Origin of the sequence: Streptomyces sp. NBC_00005 (assembly GCF_045160215.1) — a bacterium.
GTDB lineage: Bacteria > Actinomycetota > Actinomycetes > Streptomycetales > Streptomycetaceae > Streptomyces.
Window position 1 is genome coordinate 8,496,393 of the sequence record NZ_CP108316.1, and the last position, 14,700, is coordinate 8,511,092.

General features: G+C 70.2%; 15 protein-coding genes and 1 pseudogene. 8 read left to right on the forward strand and 8 right to left on the reverse strand.

Annotated elements, in window-relative coordinates; genetic code table 11:
• Window positions 1-113: 113 nt before the first annotated feature.
• Complete coding sequence (locus OG303_RS38815; protein ID WP_405874503.1) at window positions 114-2,750, forward strand: alpha-L-rhamnosidase C-terminal domain-containing protein; 2,637 nt, start codon at window positions 114-116, stop codon at window positions 2,748-2,750.
• A gap of 100 nt (window positions 2,751-2,850) precedes the next feature.
• On the opposite strand, the pseudogene OG303_RS38820 reads toward OG303_RS38815, so the two are convergent.
• A pseudogene (locus tag OG303_RS38820) lies at window positions 2,851-3,090 on the reverse strand (aminoglycoside phosphotransferase family protein); the annotation flags it as partial.
• Between the two features lie 420 nt (window positions 3,091-3,510).
• Between OG303_RS38820 and OG303_RS38825 the strand changes: the two are divergent.
• Window positions 3,511-4,647 (forward strand): NADAR family protein, encoded by a 1,137-nt coding sequence (locus tag OG303_RS38825; protein WP_405874504.1) that lies wholly within the window; start codon window positions 3,511-3,513, stop codon window positions 4,645-4,647.
• Here OG303_RS38825 and OG303_RS38830 read toward each other — a convergent pair.
• Window positions 4,625-4,999, reverse strand: coding sequence for a cupin domain-containing protein (locus OG303_RS38830; protein WP_405874505.1), 375 nt, complete (start codon window positions 4,997-4,999; stop codon window positions 4,625-4,627). The genes OG303_RS38825 and OG303_RS38830 overlap by 23 nt on opposite strands.
• Window positions 5,000-5,196: 197 nt before the next feature.
• Here OG303_RS38830 and OG303_RS38835 point away from each other — a divergent pair, with 197 nt between their 5' ends.
• The gene (locus tag OG303_RS38835) at window positions 5,197-5,643 is read left to right on the forward strand and encodes a MarR family winged helix-turn-helix transcriptional regulator (protein WP_405874506.1); all 447 of its coding nucleotides are present in this window, start codon (window positions 5,197-5,199) and stop codon (window positions 5,641-5,643) included.
• 172 nt (window positions 5,644-5,815) lie between these two features.
• Window positions 5,816-6,688, forward strand: coding sequence for an esterase/lipase family protein (locus OG303_RS38840; RefSeq protein ID WP_405874507.1), 873 nt, complete (start codon window positions 5,816-5,818; stop codon window positions 6,686-6,688).
• 59 nt (window positions 6,689-6,747) lie between these two features.
• Here the strand turns inward: OG303_RS38840 and OG303_RS38845 are convergent, their stop codons facing one another.
• Entirely contained in the window at window positions 6,748-7,728 is a 981-nt protein-coding gene (locus OG303_RS38845) for a lytic polysaccharide monooxygenase (RefSeq protein ID WP_405874509.1), read from the reverse strand.
• A 179-nt stretch (window positions 7,729-7,907) separates the two neighbouring features.
• Here OG303_RS38845 and OG303_RS38850 point away from each other — a divergent pair, with 179 nt between their 5' ends.
• Window positions 7,908-8,357: a GNAT family N-acetyltransferase gene (locus OG303_RS38850; RefSeq protein ID WP_405874511.1), complete on the forward strand. Its 450-nt coding sequence runs from the start codon at window positions 7,908-7,910 to the stop codon at window positions 8,355-8,357.
• Window positions 8,358-8,363: 6 nt separating this feature from the next.
• Here the strand turns inward: OG303_RS38850 and OG303_RS38855 are convergent, their stop codons facing one another.
• Window positions 8,364-8,498: a hypothetical protein gene (locus OG303_RS38855; protein WP_123964172.1), complete on the reverse strand. Its 135-nt coding sequence runs from the start codon at window positions 8,496-8,498 to the stop codon at window positions 8,364-8,366.
• Between the two features lie 139 nt (window positions 8,499-8,637).
• Here OG303_RS38855 and OG303_RS38860 point away from each other — a divergent pair, with 139 nt between their 5' ends.
• Window positions 8,638-9,288 (forward strand): class I SAM-dependent methyltransferase, encoded by a 651-nt coding sequence (locus OG303_RS38860; RefSeq protein WP_405874512.1) that lies wholly within the window; start codon window positions 8,638-8,640, stop codon window positions 9,286-9,288.
• Window positions 9,289-9,301: 13 nt separating this feature from the next.
• Here OG303_RS38860 and OG303_RS38865 read toward each other — a convergent pair whose 3' ends face one another.
• Window positions 9,302-9,802: a DUF402 domain-containing protein gene (locus tag OG303_RS38865; protein ID WP_405874514.1), complete on the reverse strand. Its 501-nt coding sequence runs from the start codon at window positions 9,800-9,802 to the stop codon at window positions 9,302-9,304.
• Window positions 9,783-10,712: a GNAT family N-acetyltransferase gene (locus tag OG303_RS38870; RefSeq protein ID WP_405874515.1), complete on the reverse strand. Its 930-nt coding sequence runs from the start codon at window positions 10,710-10,712 to the stop codon at window positions 9,783-9,785. Before OG303_RS38870 ends, OG303_RS38865 begins: the two co-directional genes overlap by 20 nt.
• An 84-nt stretch (window positions 10,713-10,796) precedes the next feature.
• On the opposite strand from OG303_RS38870, the gene OG303_RS38875 reads away from it, so the two are divergent.
• Window positions 10,797-11,165 (forward strand): GntR family transcriptional regulator, encoded by a 369-nt coding sequence (locus OG303_RS38875; RefSeq protein ID WP_405874517.1) that lies wholly within the window; start codon window positions 10,797-10,799, stop codon window positions 11,163-11,165.
• A 24-nt stretch (window positions 11,166-11,189) separates the two neighbouring features.
• Here OG303_RS38875 and OG303_RS38880 read toward each other — a convergent pair whose 3' ends face one another.
• The gene (locus OG303_RS38880) at window positions 11,190-11,960 is read right to left on the reverse strand and encodes a DUF72 domain-containing protein (RefSeq protein ID WP_405874519.1); all 771 of its coding nucleotides are present in this window, start codon (window positions 11,958-11,960) and stop codon (window positions 11,190-11,192) included.
• Window positions 11,961-11,983: 23 nt separating this feature from the next.
• Entirely contained in the window at window positions 11,984-13,078 is a 1,095-nt protein-coding gene (locus OG303_RS38885; protein WP_405874520.1) for a DUF5925 domain-containing protein, read from the reverse strand.
• Window positions 13,079-13,257: 179 nt separating this feature from the next.
• Between OG303_RS38885 and OG303_RS38890 the strand changes: the two genes are divergently transcribed.
• Window positions 13,258-14,679: a GH39 family glycosyl hydrolase gene (locus OG303_RS38890; protein WP_405874521.1), complete on the forward strand. Its 1,422-nt coding sequence runs from the start codon at window positions 13,258-13,260 to the stop codon at window positions 14,677-14,679.
• Window positions 14,680-14,700 lie beyond the last annotated feature (21 nt).

Sequence of the window (14,700 nt, forward strand, 5' to 3'; positions counted from 1 at the left end):
TCGAGCGGGTGGTGTGAGAAGTCTGTACGGAGAGCGGGTCCTGAGATAGCGTCACCTCGCCCGGTCGATTTGAATCGATTCAATCGAGTGATCGCTGAGGAATGAGGGGCGTCATGACATCGAGCAGCACACCCGGGAATGTCTCCCAACCCGGTCCTCACCGCCGGGCGGTCCTCGCCGCAGGCGCCGGAGCCGTGGCCCTGTCCGCGACCGGACTCCCGCTGGCAGGAACGGCGTTCGCGGCCCCGAGACCGGACGGCGCGGCCACGAGAGCGCCTCGCCCCGGGACCGGCTGGCAGCGCTACGTGCAGGCCCCCGCGTCCCGCACCGTGCGGCCCGTACGCGTCCTCGCCCCGACCGGCGACGTGCGCACACCGGAGGGGCTGTTGAAGCCTGGCGGATCCCGCACCGTCCTGCGCCGTCCGCAGCCGGCCCCGGCACCCAGGTGGCCCGAAGGGACCGTGGCCGAAGCCTCGTCGGCGCACGCGGGCAACAACGGAAACGACGGCCAGCCGCGCACCTACGACGCCGCCAACGCCATCGACGGCAACCCGGACACCTTCTGGAACGACGACACGCTCGGCGTGTTTCCCGACACGCTCACCGTCACGGTCCTTGCCGCGCGGGAGTTCTCCGGGATCACGCTGGTCTCCAACAGCGACGGCGTGCCGACCGACTTCACCGTCGACGTCTGGACGAACGGCGCCTGGCAGTTGGCCGCCACGGTGTCCGACAACGATGTCATCCAGCGCGCTGTGGCGTTTCCGACGCCGGTGTCCGGTACCAAGGTCCGCATCACCATCACGGCAGTGCAGGACACACCCAGAGGAGCCTTCAGCCGTATCAACGAAGTGTGGCCCGAGGCTGTCGCACCGGTCGAACTGCCCAGCGTCACCGTGGACTTCGGCAAGGTCGTGGTCGGGTACCCGCGGATCCGGTTCACCTCCGCATCGGACAACCTCCCTGGGGTGAGGGTCGCTTTCTCCGAGACGCAGCAATTCCTCACCGACCGCTCGGACTTCACACGCTCCGACCAGTCCGGGGTGCCCGCCCAGGGAACGGACCAGTTCGCCGTACCGGCCAAGGGTGCCGACTGGACCGACCGCAAGGGCTACCTGACGGGCAATCAGGTCTACGCGGACGGGCTGCACGGCTTCCGCTACCTCAAGATCACCCTGGACGCCCTGGCGTCGGACGCCCCGGCGGCACAGCCCTGGGGAACGGTCGAGATCGACTCCGTCAGCCTGGACTTCACCGCCTACTTGGGTACGCCGGCCACCTATCGCGGCTGGTTCCTCTGCTCCGACGACGACCTCAACCGCTACTGGTACGGCGCCTCGTACACCAACGAACTGGTCACCGACACCTTCCGCCAGGACGACGTCGACCCGCGCAACGCCTGGACCTCGTCGCTGGAGGGCAAGCTGGTCCTGCAGGACGGGGCGAAGCGCGACCGCGATCCCTACGTCGGCGACCTCGCGGTGTCCGCCCGGACCCTCTACCTCACCCACGACGACGCCGCCGCGGCCGCACGCAACGTCCTGGCCGACCTGGCCGAGCACCAGCGCGCCGACGGCTGGATCCCCCCGGCGTCCATCGCCAACTACACCCTCCCGCTGTTCGACTACCCGCTGTGGTGGGTGACGTGCAGCTGGGACTACGTCCTGTACACCGGGGACCGCGCCTACGCCGAGCGCTACTACCCGAATCTGCTGAAGGTGCTGGACGCCTGGTACCCCAGCGTCACGGACGACGCCGGCCTGCTCAGCAAGGGGCTCAACGGTACGGGTGGCTACGGGGATTACGCATTCCTCAACCGCACCGGAAGGATCACCTACTACAACGCGAACTACGTCCAGGCCCTCAACGACGCCGCGCAGATCGCCCGTTGGCTGGGCCATGCGGCAGACGCCGCGCGCTGGACGAAGCGAGCCGGCACGGTCAGCGACGCGATCAACGCCAACCTGTGGGATGCGTCCGCCGGTGCCTATCTCGACTCTGCCACCGGATCGGTGCGGCACGCGCAGGACGGCAACTCGATCGCCATCACCGCCGGTGTCGCCGACGCCGACCGCGCGGCATCTGCGCTGTCCCACCTCGACGCCACCACGCAACGGCCGTACGGCAACGCGTTCATGGACAACGACACGATCTTCGGCGGCGCCTCGCAGCGGGTGTACGCCTTCACCTCGTACCCCGAGATCGTGGCCCGGTTCGAGACCGGCCGGGCCGACTCGGCGCTCGACCAGATACGGCGCACCTACGGGTGGATGGACAGCCACGACCCCGGCATCACCCACTGGGAAGGCATCGGCCCCGACGGATCCCTCTACGAGGACGCCTACACCAGCATGGCCCACGGCTGGTCCACCGGCGTACTGCCGGCGCTGACGCATCAACTCCTCGGCGCCAGGCCGACATCACCGGGATACGCCACGTGGGAAGTCCGGCCCCGCACCGGGAGCATCGCCTGGGCACAGGGCCAACTGCCCACACCGCACGGCCCTTTGCCGGTCGCCTGGGAGCAGAACCGCTCAACTTTCAAGCTCACCGTCCATGCCCCGCACGGCACTCGCGGCTCGGTCGCGCTCCCCGGCGACAGCCGCCGACTGACCATCCGCAGGGACGGGCACCTGCTCTGGAACGGGCAGCGGGCCTTGGACCGTGACGTGCGTGTGGCCGAAGGCCGTGTCACGATCTCGGGTCTGGGACCGGGAACGCACACCTTCACGGCTGTGCAGGCCAGTTAAGAGAACGCCTGGCTTTTCAACTGGCGGGGCGTCGGTGGTGGCGCCAGGGAGAAGCGGCTGCGGCGCGCCGAACGTGGCAGCCGGGCTCGGCGCCCGCCACCGTGCCCGCGCCCGCCTCCCTGTCCAGCCAGTCCTCGGCGTGCTCCACGTCGACGAAGCTTCGCAGCACCAGGTCACGGGTGCCGCCGTCTCGTGTGCGGATGGTCAGCCGCCGCATTTCGGCAGTGATGCCGCCGTGCAGCGCCTCGGTTCTGACGATCCGTTCGCCGACCTCCAGGTGCCGGCCCACCCAAGCCAGTGTCAACGGTCGGACGGCTCCCGCCTCATCGTGGTGGGGCACGGTGCCACCCCATCATCCGGACCGCGGCACGCGCGAAGGTTTTGTTGGAGGCGATGGCCATGCTGCTCTCGCCCTGCCGGGCGAGTTCGTCGTGGTTCGTTCATGCCTTGGGCGTCGAAGCCGGAGGCTCCCCGCCCACCGACGCCTGTCCCGGAGCGTCGGCCGAAGCCTGGCCGGTCGGGCGGCTGCCAGACCACCTTCGACCCGGCGGACGAGAAGGTCGCCGTATGGAGAAGGCCGCCGTATGGAGAAGGCCGCCGTATGGAGAAGGCCGCCGTATGGAGAAGGCCGCCGTATGGAGAAGGCCGCCGTATGGAGAAGACCCGCCGTATGGAGAGACCGCCGTATCGAGCAGGCCGCGGACCGGGTACGGGCGAAGTTCGGACCGGGGGCGCCGGTGGCGTGAAATAGGGTGCCCGCATGACATGGCGGGGGCCGACTCACCGGACGGTGGACGGGGAACGGATCGACGGGGTCTGGTGCCACGTCTGGCGACGGCACTGGCGGGGCGAATACTCCGTTGACGACCTGTTCGTCTACGCCGACGGGGCGGTCCTGTGCGAGAAGCTGACCGACCTGGCGGGACTGGAGCGGATGCTGGACTCGGGGCTGATCGCGGTCACGGATCCCACGGCACCCGGTCCCGAGGAGCAGCCCCGCACCTGGCGCTCCCGCAGCAGCGGGCCGCTCACCCCGCGGAACTTCCTCCTCGAAGTCGCCGACCGTGTCGAGGAGTTGGCCGGTCGGCCGACGACCGTCCAGCGCTGCTGGGAGGCGATCAGTCGCTTCGGGGAAGAGCGGAGCGAGGCCAACCGGGAGCTGCTCCGGGAGGCGTACCTGGCGATCCCGGCCCATCTGCGCATCTTCGTCCTCGGTGACATGGACCTCCAGGACCGGCCCCTGCGGATGCTGCTCACCGACCTCGGCGAACCCGTCGGCGGGGACGGGCCGCCCGCGACGACCGAGATGCACGAGTGGGCGCTCGAGTACTTCCGCAAGGGCGACGAGGGAGTCGCTCGCAGTCGGGAGAGGCGTTCCGCCCTGCACGCGGACGACCCGGCCGGGGCCGGTCGCCCGCCGGTCGTCCTGCGTGACGTGGTGTATCCGCAGGGCTGGCCCGAGCGGCTCGGGGACTTCGTGCTGCGCAACGACTATCCCGCGCGGATCCGGTTCGCGGGCGACGTCCACCCCTCCGTCCTGCACGGCTATTGGGCGCTGTCGACGGCCGAGGACACCGACCGCGTCCGTGTCCGCAACGCCCCGACCGCCCGCGAGGCCCACGAGTTGGGCAGTCGAGCCGCGCGCAGGAACGACTGGCCCGCCGTACGCCTCGCCGTCATGGCGGGCCTGCTGCGCGCGAAGTTCACCCAGCACCCGGACCTCGCGCAGATCCTGCTCGCCACCGGGGACGCCGCGATCAGCTACACCGGTGGCTGGGAGTCCCCGTACTGGACGGACGCCTTCGACGACCGCGGCCGCAACTGGATGGGCCGCCTGCTGGAGCTGACCCGCGCGGAACTCCTTACGGATCGCCTCAGTTGGCCCACAGCGGAGTGATCCGCGTCCCGTCGGTCAGTGTCGCCTCCAGGCCGATGGACGTGGTGACCCAGGAGATCGCCGTCTGATCGGTCGGATTCTCGACGCCCAGGGTCGCGCCCGGGTTGACGATCACGGTGTCGCCCGCGGTGATGCGGTCGGTTCGGCCGTCGAGGGTGATGAGCAGTTCGCCGATGAGGAGATGGAAGATCTCCTCGCGGCTGACCGTGTGCTCAGGGGCCTTGGTACCCGGCGGGATCTCACCGCGCCAGGCGCAGAGCTCCTTGCTGCCGCTGAGGGGAGTGGCGTACGAGACGAAGCGGGCGCCGTGGATCTCGTGGGTGACGGCGTCGGATGTGCGGATGACGGGCATGGGATGCCTCCGGTGATCGGGATCGGGATCGGGATCGGGATCGGGATCGGGATCGGGATCGGGATCGGGATCGGGATCGAGGTCGGGGTCGAGGTCGGGGTCGAGGTCGGGGTCACTTCATATGGTCAAGTTGCTTGACTATACGCACCCATGGTCAAGCTGCTTGACCGATCCGTCAAGGGTGTTTCAATGCCTCCGTGCAGAACTCCGAGGCCATGGCCCTGTCCGCCGCCCTGCTCGCCGTCGCGGGTGAGCTGACGCAACGTATCCACGAGGGTGTTGTCGCCCGCGGCTTCGAGGGGATCAGGCCCGCGCACGGATTCGCCTTCGCGCGGCTCGCTCCGGACGGCGCGACGGCGACGGACCTCGCCGCCCACCTCGGCGTGACCAAGCAGGCCGCGAGTCAGCTCGTCGACGAGATCGTGCGCAAGGGGTATGCGGAGCGCCGGCCGCATCCCGGCGATGCGCGGGCCCGGCTGGTCGTGCTGACCGAGCGGGGGTGGGCGTGCACTCGGGCCGCGGAGGAGGCCGCCGCGGAGGTGGTGCAGGCGTGGGGCGATGTGCTCGGGGAGAGTGAAGTGCGAGTGTTGCGTGATCAATTGGCGCGCATTGCGCCCTATGGTCCCATCAGGCCCGCCTGGTGACGGTTCATCATGAGCTACTGCCGAGTCAGTTACCACTGGAAGTTTTTACTGACGCGTAACTTCACACTCGCGCTACTCGCCCGTAACTTGACGAGTGAACAGCATCCTTCGTGATCCGGATCACAGGGCGTAAGGCCATCGCAACTCCCTTGAGCCGCAAGGAGATCACACGATGCTGCCCTGGAAACGAGTGCTCAGACCCCTGGCCGCGCTGCTGCTGACAGCCGCGGTCCTCACCGTCCCCGCCGCCACTGCCGCACAGGCCGCAGACACCGCCGCGGCCTCGTCGAGTGGCTGGAACGACTACTCCTGCAAGCCGTCCGCCGCCCACTCCCGACCCGTCGTCCTCGTCCATGGCACCCTCGCCAACTCCGTCGACAACTGGCTGGTCCTCGCGCCCTATCTGGAGGACCGCGGCTACTGCGTCTTCTCCCTCGACTACGGGCAGCTCTCGGGCGTTCCCGTCTTCTACGGCCTCGGTCCCATCGACAAGTCGGCAGAGCAACTCTCCGCCTACGTCGACAAGGTGCTCTCCGCGACCGGTGCTTCCAAGGTCGACCTCGTCGGTCACTCGCAGGGCGGCATGATGCCCCGCTACTACCTCAAGTTCCTCGGCGGAGCCGCCAAGGTGAACGCCCTCGTCGGCATCGCGCCCAGCAACCACGGCACCGACCTGGACGGCCTGACCAACCTGCTCCCGTACTTCCCGGGCGCCGGGGACCTGCTGTCCGAGAACACGCCCGCGCTGGCCGACCAGATCGTCGGATCCGCCTTCCTCACCAAGCTCAACGCCGGCGGAGACACCGTTCCCGGCGTCCACTACACGGTCATCGCCACCAAGTACGACGAGGTGGTCACGCCGTACCGCAGTCAGTTCCTGAGCGGTTCCGACGTGCACAACGTGCTGCTCCAGAACCTGTGCGCGGTCGACCTCTCCGAGCACGCCCTGATCGGCCTGACCGACCGGATCGCCTTCCACGAGGTGGCCAACGCCCTGGACCCGGCGCATGCCACCGCCACCACCTGCGCGTCGGCCCTGAGCTGACGCACCTCGGGGCCTGTCCGACCTGAGCCGCCGGACAGGCCCCGCGCTTTTTGCCCGGATCAGCGGGCGTCGCGGCCGCCGTCGCCGGTCGCGCGGCGGCGGACCGAGGCGAACAACATCGCCGCGCCGAGGGCCAGGGCGGCCGCGCCGCCGATGGCGATGTACGGGGTGCTGTCGTCGGTGCCCGTCTCGGCGAGGTTCTCCGAAGTACCGGCCGCATTGGGCTCGTTGGCCGCGGCGGCGGTCGTCGGGTCCGCCGACGTGCTCGCGTCGGCGTCACCGTGCCCGTGGTGCTCGACCGTCGACTTGTCGGCACCGTCCTCGATCTGCTCGTCGGAGGGCGCCGAGGCGGTCGGGGCCGGGGACGCGCTGCTCGTCGTACCGCCACCGTCGCTGTTGCCGCTTGTGCCGAAGCTGACGTCCGAGCAGGAGTAGAAGGCCTCCGGGCTGTCCGAGCGCTGCCAGATCGCGTACAGGAGCTGCTTGCCGGAGCGTGCGGGCAGCGTGCCGGAGAAGGTGTAGAAGCCGCCCGACGCGACCGGGTCGGTGGCCGTCGCCACCGGGTGCTCCAGGTCCAGGTCGGACCAGGCGAGCGGCTGCGACGGGTCATAGCCGGACTTCGTGACGTACACCTTGAAGGTGCCCTTGTGCGGGGCGGTCACCCGGTACCTGAAGGTGTACGACCCGCTGCTCACGCTCGTCGCCGGCCAGTCCGCGCGGGCCAGGTCGAGCCCCTTGAACTCCTCGCTGTTCGCGCTGCACAGCTTGCCGTCCGGGATCAGCGCCTGGTGCTGCCCGTTCGCGTCGCCGATGCGGATGCCGTTCCAGTCGTAGAGCGCCTGGGTGCCGCCCGCCGCGACCGCCGCCCTGCACGCGTCCGACTTCGGGCTCTCCGGGCCCTCCGCGTAACACTGCGCGACCCGGCTGACCGGGTCGCCCATCGTGCCGTGCGCCGACGCCGGGGCGGCGGCCAGGGCGGTCAGGGCGAGCGGGGCGACACCGAGGGCGGCGACGGTGGCGACCTTGCGGCGTGCGGGCATGCGGGAACTCCTCGGAACGGTCACTGGAAGCGCGGCTCGAAACCCGTGGGGGCGATCAGCAAGCTAGCCCCAAGAAACCGTGAAATCGCCTGCTGGAGGCGGGTGATGGAGATCCTTATGGTCGCGTTAAGGGAGTGCTCAGACTGGGATCAGGTAAGCCGGGTAATACCGTGCGGGGCATGACCGACGAGGAGATCCGGGCGGCCGTCGCCGCCGACGTGCCGGCCGTGAAGGCCGTGACCGACGCCGCGTACCACCACTACATCGAGCGCATCGGGCTCGTGCCGCAGCCCATGGAGGCGGACCACGCGGCGAACGTGGCCGCGGGGAAAGTGTTCGTGACGGGAGACTCCGTCATCGGCCTGGTCGTGCTCGAGGAGCACGAGGACCATCTGTACCTCGACAACATCGCCGTCCACCCCGACGCGCACGGCAAGGGCGTGGGGCGACGGCTGCTGCAGTTCGTGGACGCACGCGCGCGTGCGCTCGATCTGCCCGAGGTCAGGCTCTACACCAACGCGATGATGTGGGAGAACCAGAAGATCTATCCGAAGTTCGGCTACGAGGTCGTGGAGCGCCGGGTGGACGGCCCGTACGACCGCATCCACTACCGCAAGCGGCTGGACTGACCGCGGTCAGCCGTCCGGCCACCACGTGCGTGCGATGTCCTTTCGGACCTCCGGGCGCCCGGCAGGACGCTCGTCGGCCTCCTCACGCACCTTGCGGGAGTCCGTCTTCCTCAGGGGCTTCTGCACAGTGGTCCGGCGCATGGCTGCCTCCTTCAGAGTCCACCGAGTTCCGCGTTCTCACGGAGGCAGACCCTTTCCGGGAGGGTGACTCATCGGTCCGGGTCTGTCAGTGGCGGCTGTCACGATTCGACTGTCAGTGGCGGGTGTCACTCTTGGGTGCATGACGGATGACAGCAAGGGCCTGACCGGGGCGGATGCCGACCCGCACGACTGGGACGCGGCGGCCGCCTCCTTCGACGACGAGCCGGATCACGGGCTGCGCGACCCGCAGGTGCGCCGCGCCTGGGCCGACCGGCTCGCCTCCTGGCTGCCCGAGCGGGCGAGCGACGTCCTCGATCTCGGCTGCGGCACCGGCAGCCTGTCGCTCCTCGCGGCCGAGCAGGGACACCGCGTCACCGGCGTCGACCGCTCGCCGGCCATGGTCGACCTCGCGAGAGCGAAGCTGGCCGGGCGTGACGCCGCGTTCCTCGTCGGTGACGCGATGGCACCGCCGGTGGGCGAGCAGCGCTTCGACGTCGTCCTCGTACGGCACATGCTGTGGGCGCTGCCTGATCCCGGCCGTGCCCTGCGGCACTGGCGGGACCTGCTCCGCCCCGGGGGCACCCGGGCTTTCGGCGGTGGGGGAGGCCGGCTCGTGCTGATCGAGGGCGTGTGGGGCACAGTCGACCCGGCCGGCATCCCGGTCGGCGTGCTCACCGACCTCCTGACCCCGCTGGCGAGGGACGTGCGCGTCGAGCGGCTGTCGGAGGAGGCGCTGCTGTGGGGGAAGGAGGTGGCGGACGAGAGGTATGCGGTGGTGGCGACGATGTGAGACCGGGCCCGGCTCAGGCAAGGAGCGCGTCGAAGCCGCCCCCGACGGCCAGGCGCTCCAGGTGGTCCAGGGCGGCCACCGCGGCGGACGCCGCCTCCGGGTCCCGCTCCCGCAGGCCGCTGTCGGCGAACTCGTCCTCGTCGAGGCGGCGTACGTCCTTGCCGTCGGCGGAGCGCCACAGGTCCAGGTCGAGGTCGTCGACGATCAGCTCGGTGCCGGAGAGCGTGGCAGGGCGGGTGATGTCGCAGTACCAGCCCTTCAGGACGCCCGCGGAGTCGCGGACCTCCTTCACCGCGTACCAGCGGTCCCGCCAGTAGTACTCGGTGAAGACGTCGCCGGCCTCGAAGCGCACGAAGCCGAAGTCGCGGGTCTCCTCGCCCGCCCAGGGAGCGCGGACGGCGATGCGCGTGCCGTCGTCGCCGAGCAGTTCGGCCGCGTAGCGTCTCTTCGTACGCCCCGCCTTGACCAGGACGACGTCCAACTGGCGTGCCTCCTCAGCCGAGTTCGCGGACATACCGCACCTCCGTCCCGCAGACCTCGTACCCGAACCACTTGTTGATCGCGAGCATCGGGCCGTTGCCGGTGTCGTTGCCGGTGAGCGCCTCCGTGAACCCGGCGGCGCGGGCGCGGTGCAGGGAGTCGTTCTTGGCGAGTTTGGCCAGGCCGCGGCCGCGGAAGGCGCGGCCGGTGCCGGTCATGGCCGTCCCGTAGGACGTGCGGCCGTCCGTGCGGGCCAGGGTGAAGGCGGCGGGGCGGCCGTCGACCAGGACCACCGAGGTCAGCTCGGGGCTGAGCTGCGGATGCCGCCAGGTCTCCTCGAGCCAGGCCTCGTAGTCCGTGAACTCGACGTCGACGTCGCTCGGTTCGTCGGCCATCGTCTCCGAGTCCACAGCGAACAGCGGGCGCGGATCGTCCGCGAAGTCGGCGCCGGTGCGCAGCTCGACGCCGGACGGCGGGTCCTCGAGCGGTGGCAGTGTGCCGTTCGCCAGGTCGAGGCGGAGGAAGTGGGCGGAGCGGCTGGAACGGTAGCCGTGGTGCTCGGCGAAGGCGCGGTTGGCCGGCTCGTCGATGGCCCAGGCGAACAGCTTGGTCGCTCCCCGCGCCGCCAGGTGCTCCTCGGAGGCGCGGACGAGAAGTCGCCCGGCGCCGCGGCCGGTCCGCTCCGGGTGCACGTAGATGTTGAGGAAGCCCTGACCCGGCTCCGGACTGTCGTGCACGAGGCCGATCTGGGCCGTCCCGAGCACCTCCCCGTCCTCCTCCGCCACGAGGGACCGGAAGTGGGCCTCGGGGGGAGTGCGGGTGAGGGCGTGGAGGATGGCCTCCGGCGTCCACAGGATGAACGGGAGGGCCAGGCGGCGGACATGGGCGAAGGTCTCCACGTCGGCCCGGTCGTCGGTCCGCAGGTCGCGCACGGTCACAGTCATGTAGGCGCACGCTACGGGGGAGATGAGCCGGGATGCCTCTCATTTTCCGGGGGCGATCCCCAGCTGGTGCGGGACAATCGTGACGTGACCTTGAAGATCCACATCGACGACAGTGCGGCGCCCTACGAGCAGGTGCGGGCGCAGATCTCCGAGCAGGCGCGGGCGGGGGTGCTGCCGGTGGGATACCGGCTGCCGACCGTGCGGGGGCTGGCCGAAGCGCTCGGGCTCGCGGCGAACACGGTCGCCAAGGCGTACCGCGCGCTCGAGAGCGACGGGGTGATCGAGACACGCGGGCGCAACGGCACGTTCGTCGCCGCCGCCGGCTCGGCGGCGGAGCGGGAGCTGGCGTCGGCCGCCCAGGCCTTCGCGGAGCGGGCCCGCCGGCTCGGTCTCACCCAGGCCGACGCGTCGGCGGCCGTACGGGACGCACTGCGGGCGGCTTACGAGGGGTAGTCGGAGGGGCGTTCGGAGCGCTGGTCAGCGGTGTGCGGCGAACTCCGGTGTGCGGGTCACCGTGAGTCCCGCCCGCGTCGCCGTCCGCCCGAAGGCCACCGCGTCCTCGACCGCCGCCCCGCCGGGGTCGTTGTTGAAGTACGTGTACACATCCCGGGTGTCGGACCAGGTGGTCGCGATCCGGTCCACCCACGTCTCCAGGGACCGCCGGCCGTAGCGCGGCCACGGACGCGCACGGCCCTCATGGAAGCGGACGTAGCCCCAGTCGGCCGTCCGCCACAGCGGGGTCACGGGCTGGGCCCGGACGTCGGCCCAGCACAGGGCGGCACCCCGGGACTCCAGGACCTCTCGGATCCCAGGCGTCCACCAGGAATCGTGGCGGGGCTCCACCGCGATCCGCGTGCCGGAGGGGAAGCAGGCCAGGCACCGGTCCAGCAGGTCCGCGTCGGCCCTCAGCGTGGGCGGCAGCTGCAGGAGCACCGGGCCCAGCCGGTCGCGGAGGCCGGCCGCATGGGTCATCAGGCGGTCGACGGGTTCCTCGGGGTCCCGCAGGCGCTTGATGTGGGTGAGATAGCGGCTCGCCTTCACCGTGACCACGAAGTCCGGCGGCACCCGCTCCCGCCAGTTCCCGAAGGTCTCCCGCGTCGGCAGCCGGTAGAACGCGTTGTTGATCTCGACCGTGGCGAAACGCGCCGCGTACTCCTCCAGCCAGAGCCGGGTGGGGCACCCGGCCGGGTAGAGCACGCCCCGCCAGTCCTTGTACTGCCACCCCGACGTCCCGACGAACAGGGTCATACGGCCATCAAAGCACCGGACGGCTACAGATACAGCCCGGCGTCCGCACCCTCGCGCGGCTCCGGCAGCATCGTCGGCGACGTGCCCCGCCGCAGCGCGTACAGCTCGGCCAGCGTCGCGCCCTCGCGGCCCACGCCCTCCTCCGTGCCCAGCCAGTTCACCGCCTCCTCGCGGGTCAGCTGTCCCACCTCGATGCGGGCCAGACATCGGCCCGGGCGGACCACGGCCGGGTGCAGGCGCTCCAGGTCCTCGTTCGTCGTCACGCCCACCAGGACGTTGCGGCCCTGGCCGAGCAGACCGTCGGTCAGGTTCAGCAGCCGTGACAGCGCCTGGCCCGCCGTGTGCTTCGCCTCGCCGCGGATCAGCTCGTCGCAGTCCTCCAGGAGCAGCAGCCGCCAGCGGCCCTTGCCCGTCCCGTCCTCCTCGCCGATCGCGATGTCCATCAGATAGCCGACGTCGGAGAACAGGCGCTCGGGGTCGAGTACGCAGTCCACCTGGCACCAGTCCCGCCAGGAGCGGGCGAGGGTGCGCAGGGCCGAGGTCTTGCCCGTGCCCGGCGGGCCGTGCAGCAGGAGGAGACGGCCCGCGATGTCCTCCGGAGTCGTCTTCATCAGGGTGTCCATCGCGTCCGCCACCGGGCCCGTGTAGTTGGCGCGGACCTCCTCCCACGTACCCGCGGAGATCTGCCGGGTGGTGCGGTGCGGGCCGCGCCTGGGGGAGACGTACCAAAAGCCCATGGTCACGTTCTCCGGCTGGGGTTCGGGCTCGTCCGCCGCGCCGTCCGTCGCCTGGTCGAGGACCTTCTGCGCCAGCTCGGCGCTGGTCGCCGTCACCGTGACGTCGGCGCCCCGGTTCCAGCGGGAGACCAGCAGGGTCCACCCGTCGCCCTCCGCCAGCGTCGCGCTGCGGTCGTCGTCCCGGGCGCTGCGCAGCACGCGGGCGTCCGGCGGCAGGAGCGTCGCCCCGGACCGGACGCGGTCGATGTTCGCCGCATGCGAGTGCGGCTGCTCGCCCGTCGCGAAGCGGCCGAGGAACAGCGCGTCGACGACGTCGGACGGCGAGTCGCTGTCGTCGACGTTGAGCCGGATCGGCAGAGCGTCGTATGGGTTCGCAGACATGGCGTCCATGATCCGACACGAGCGCGCCCCGTGCACCCAGTTTCCGTAGTGCGTCGGGTGTGTCGGCCGTGCTCCGTTCACTGCGTGTATCTCCCTCTGTATCCCCTCCGTCCTGTTACAGAGCTGTGCAATCACAACATCTGCCCTACCAGCCATGCACGCGGTTACTGTTGCCCACAATGGGACGTCATGAGTGGACTTCGGGGGCACGACGGTGGCGGCTCACCGCGTTGCTCGGCGTAGGTGTGGCCGCACTCGCCCTGATCGTGACCCTGATCAACACGCTTCCCGGGGGCGGCGGAAGCACCGCGGGCACCTCGCGCAACGGCGACACGGTGCACGGCACTCCGGTGACCCCGCCCGACGAGGACAAGCCCGAGGTGGGCTGGGGTTTCACGCACACCCAGTTCAGCGCCGACGAGGGCAGCTCCGCCGCGACCGACCGGGTCGAGGGGCTGATCTCGGACGCCGGGGGGATGCCGCAGGACCAGGCGATCATGGGCTGGGGCGCCGACAACCCCGAGCCGGTGAAGGGGCGTTACGACTTCGGCGCGATGGACCGCCGTATCGACTTCATCCGCAAGTCCGGCGGCACCCCCGTCGTCACCCTGTGCTGTTCCCCGGACTGGATGAAGGGCGGCAAGGCCGGCGTCGACAACACCGACTGGAGCCAGTCCGCGCTGGAGACGGCCCCGCAGCCCGAGCACTACGCGGACTTCGCCGCGCTCGCCGCGACCGTCGCCAAGCGCTATCCGGACGTCCACCACTTCATCGTCTGGAACGAGTTCAAGGGCTTCTGGAACGACGCCAAGGGCCGCTGGGACTACGAGGGTTACACCAAGCTCTACAACCTCGTCTACAAGGCCCTGAAGAAGGTCGACAAGGACATCATGGTCGGCGGGCCGTACCTGGTGATGGACAGTGTCGACCCGCGCGCGGACGAGGCCTCCTCGACCTTCAAGGGCCCCTGGGGCGCCATGGACCAGCGCATCCTCGACGCCTTCGACTACTGGAACAAGAACAAGGTGGGCGCCGACTTCGTCGTCGTGGACGGCTCCAGCTACACGAACGACGACGAGATGCTGCCGAACGAGTTCGCCGCGACCGACAAGTTCACCGCCGTCGGCAAGTGGGTGCGGCAGCAGACGGACGACCTGCCGCTGTGGTGGGCCGAGTACTACGTCGAACCCGCCGACGGCAACGACGAGCGCAAGGGCTGGTCCGAGGCCCGCCGCGTCGCCGTCCAGGCCGCCGGAATGATCGCCATGGTCAAGGGCGGCGCCTCCTCCGGCTTCTACTGGAGCCCGGAGGACGAGAAGGGCACCGACTGCCCCGGCTGCCTGTGGACGCCGACCGACAGCGCGAGCGGCGGCAAGAAGCTGCCGATGTTCGACCTGGTCTCCCGCTTCCACCAGGAGTTCCCACCCGGCACGAAGTACGCGACCGTGTCCGTCGCCGCGGACGACCAGCCCAACGTCCGGGTCCTCGCCAGTGACAAGACCGTCCTGGTGGTCAACACCCTCGACCGGTCGATCAGCGCGAAGATCGACGGCAAGCGGTTCGGGATGCAGGCGTACGAAGTGAAGTGGCTCAACCGGTAGGCCGGTCGAGCCACTTCACGG

Coding starts and splice junctions, on each gene's coding strand:
- OG303_RS38845 (WP_405874509.1), bottom strand. CDS start 7,728: ATGCCCGCACGCCGCAAGGTCGCCACCGTCGCCGCCCTCGGTGTCGCC.
- OG303_RS38855 (WP_123964172.1), bottom strand. CDS start 8,498: ATGCGCCGGACCACTGTGCAGAAGCCCCTGAGGAAGACGGACTCCCGC.
- OG303_RS38870 (WP_405874515.1), bottom strand. CDS start 10,712: ATGACTGTGACCGTGCGCGACCTGCGGACCGACGACCGGGCCGACGTG.
- OG303_RS38865 (WP_405874514.1), bottom strand. CDS start 9,802: ATGTCCGCGAACTCGGCTGAGGAGGCACGCCAGTTGGACGTCGTCCTG.
- OG303_RS38825 (WP_405874504.1), top strand. CDS start 3,511: ATGACATGGCGGGGGCCGACTCACCGGACGGTGGACGGGGAACGGATC.
- OG303_RS38815 (WP_405874503.1), top strand. CDS start 114: ATGACATCGAGCAGCACACCCGGGAATGTCTCCCAACCCGGTCCTCAC.
- OG303_RS38850 (WP_405874511.1), top strand. CDS start 7,908: ATGACCGACGAGGAGATCCGGGCGGCCGTCGCCGCCGACGTGCCGGCC.
- OG303_RS38860 (WP_405874512.1), top strand. CDS start 8,638: ATGACGGATGACAGCAAGGGCCTGACCGGGGCGGATGCCGACCCGCAC.
- OG303_RS38830 (WP_405874505.1), bottom strand. CDS start 4,999: ATGCCCGTCATCCGCACATCCGACGCCGTCACCCACGAGATCCACGGC.
- OG303_RS38880 (WP_405874519.1), bottom strand. CDS start 11,960: ATGACCCTGTTCGTCGGGACGTCGGGGTGGCAGTACAAGGACTGGCGG.
- OG303_RS38890 (WP_405874521.1), top strand. CDS start 13,258: ATGGGACGTCATGAGTGGACTTCGGGGGCACGACGGTGGCGGCTCACC.
- OG303_RS38840 (WP_405874507.1), top strand. CDS start 5,816: ATGCTGCCCTGGAAACGAGTGCTCAGACCCCTGGCCGCGCTGCTGCTG.
- OG303_RS38885 (WP_405874520.1), bottom strand. CDS start 13,078: ATGTCTGCGAACCCATACGACGCTCTGCCGATCCGGCTCAACGTCGAC.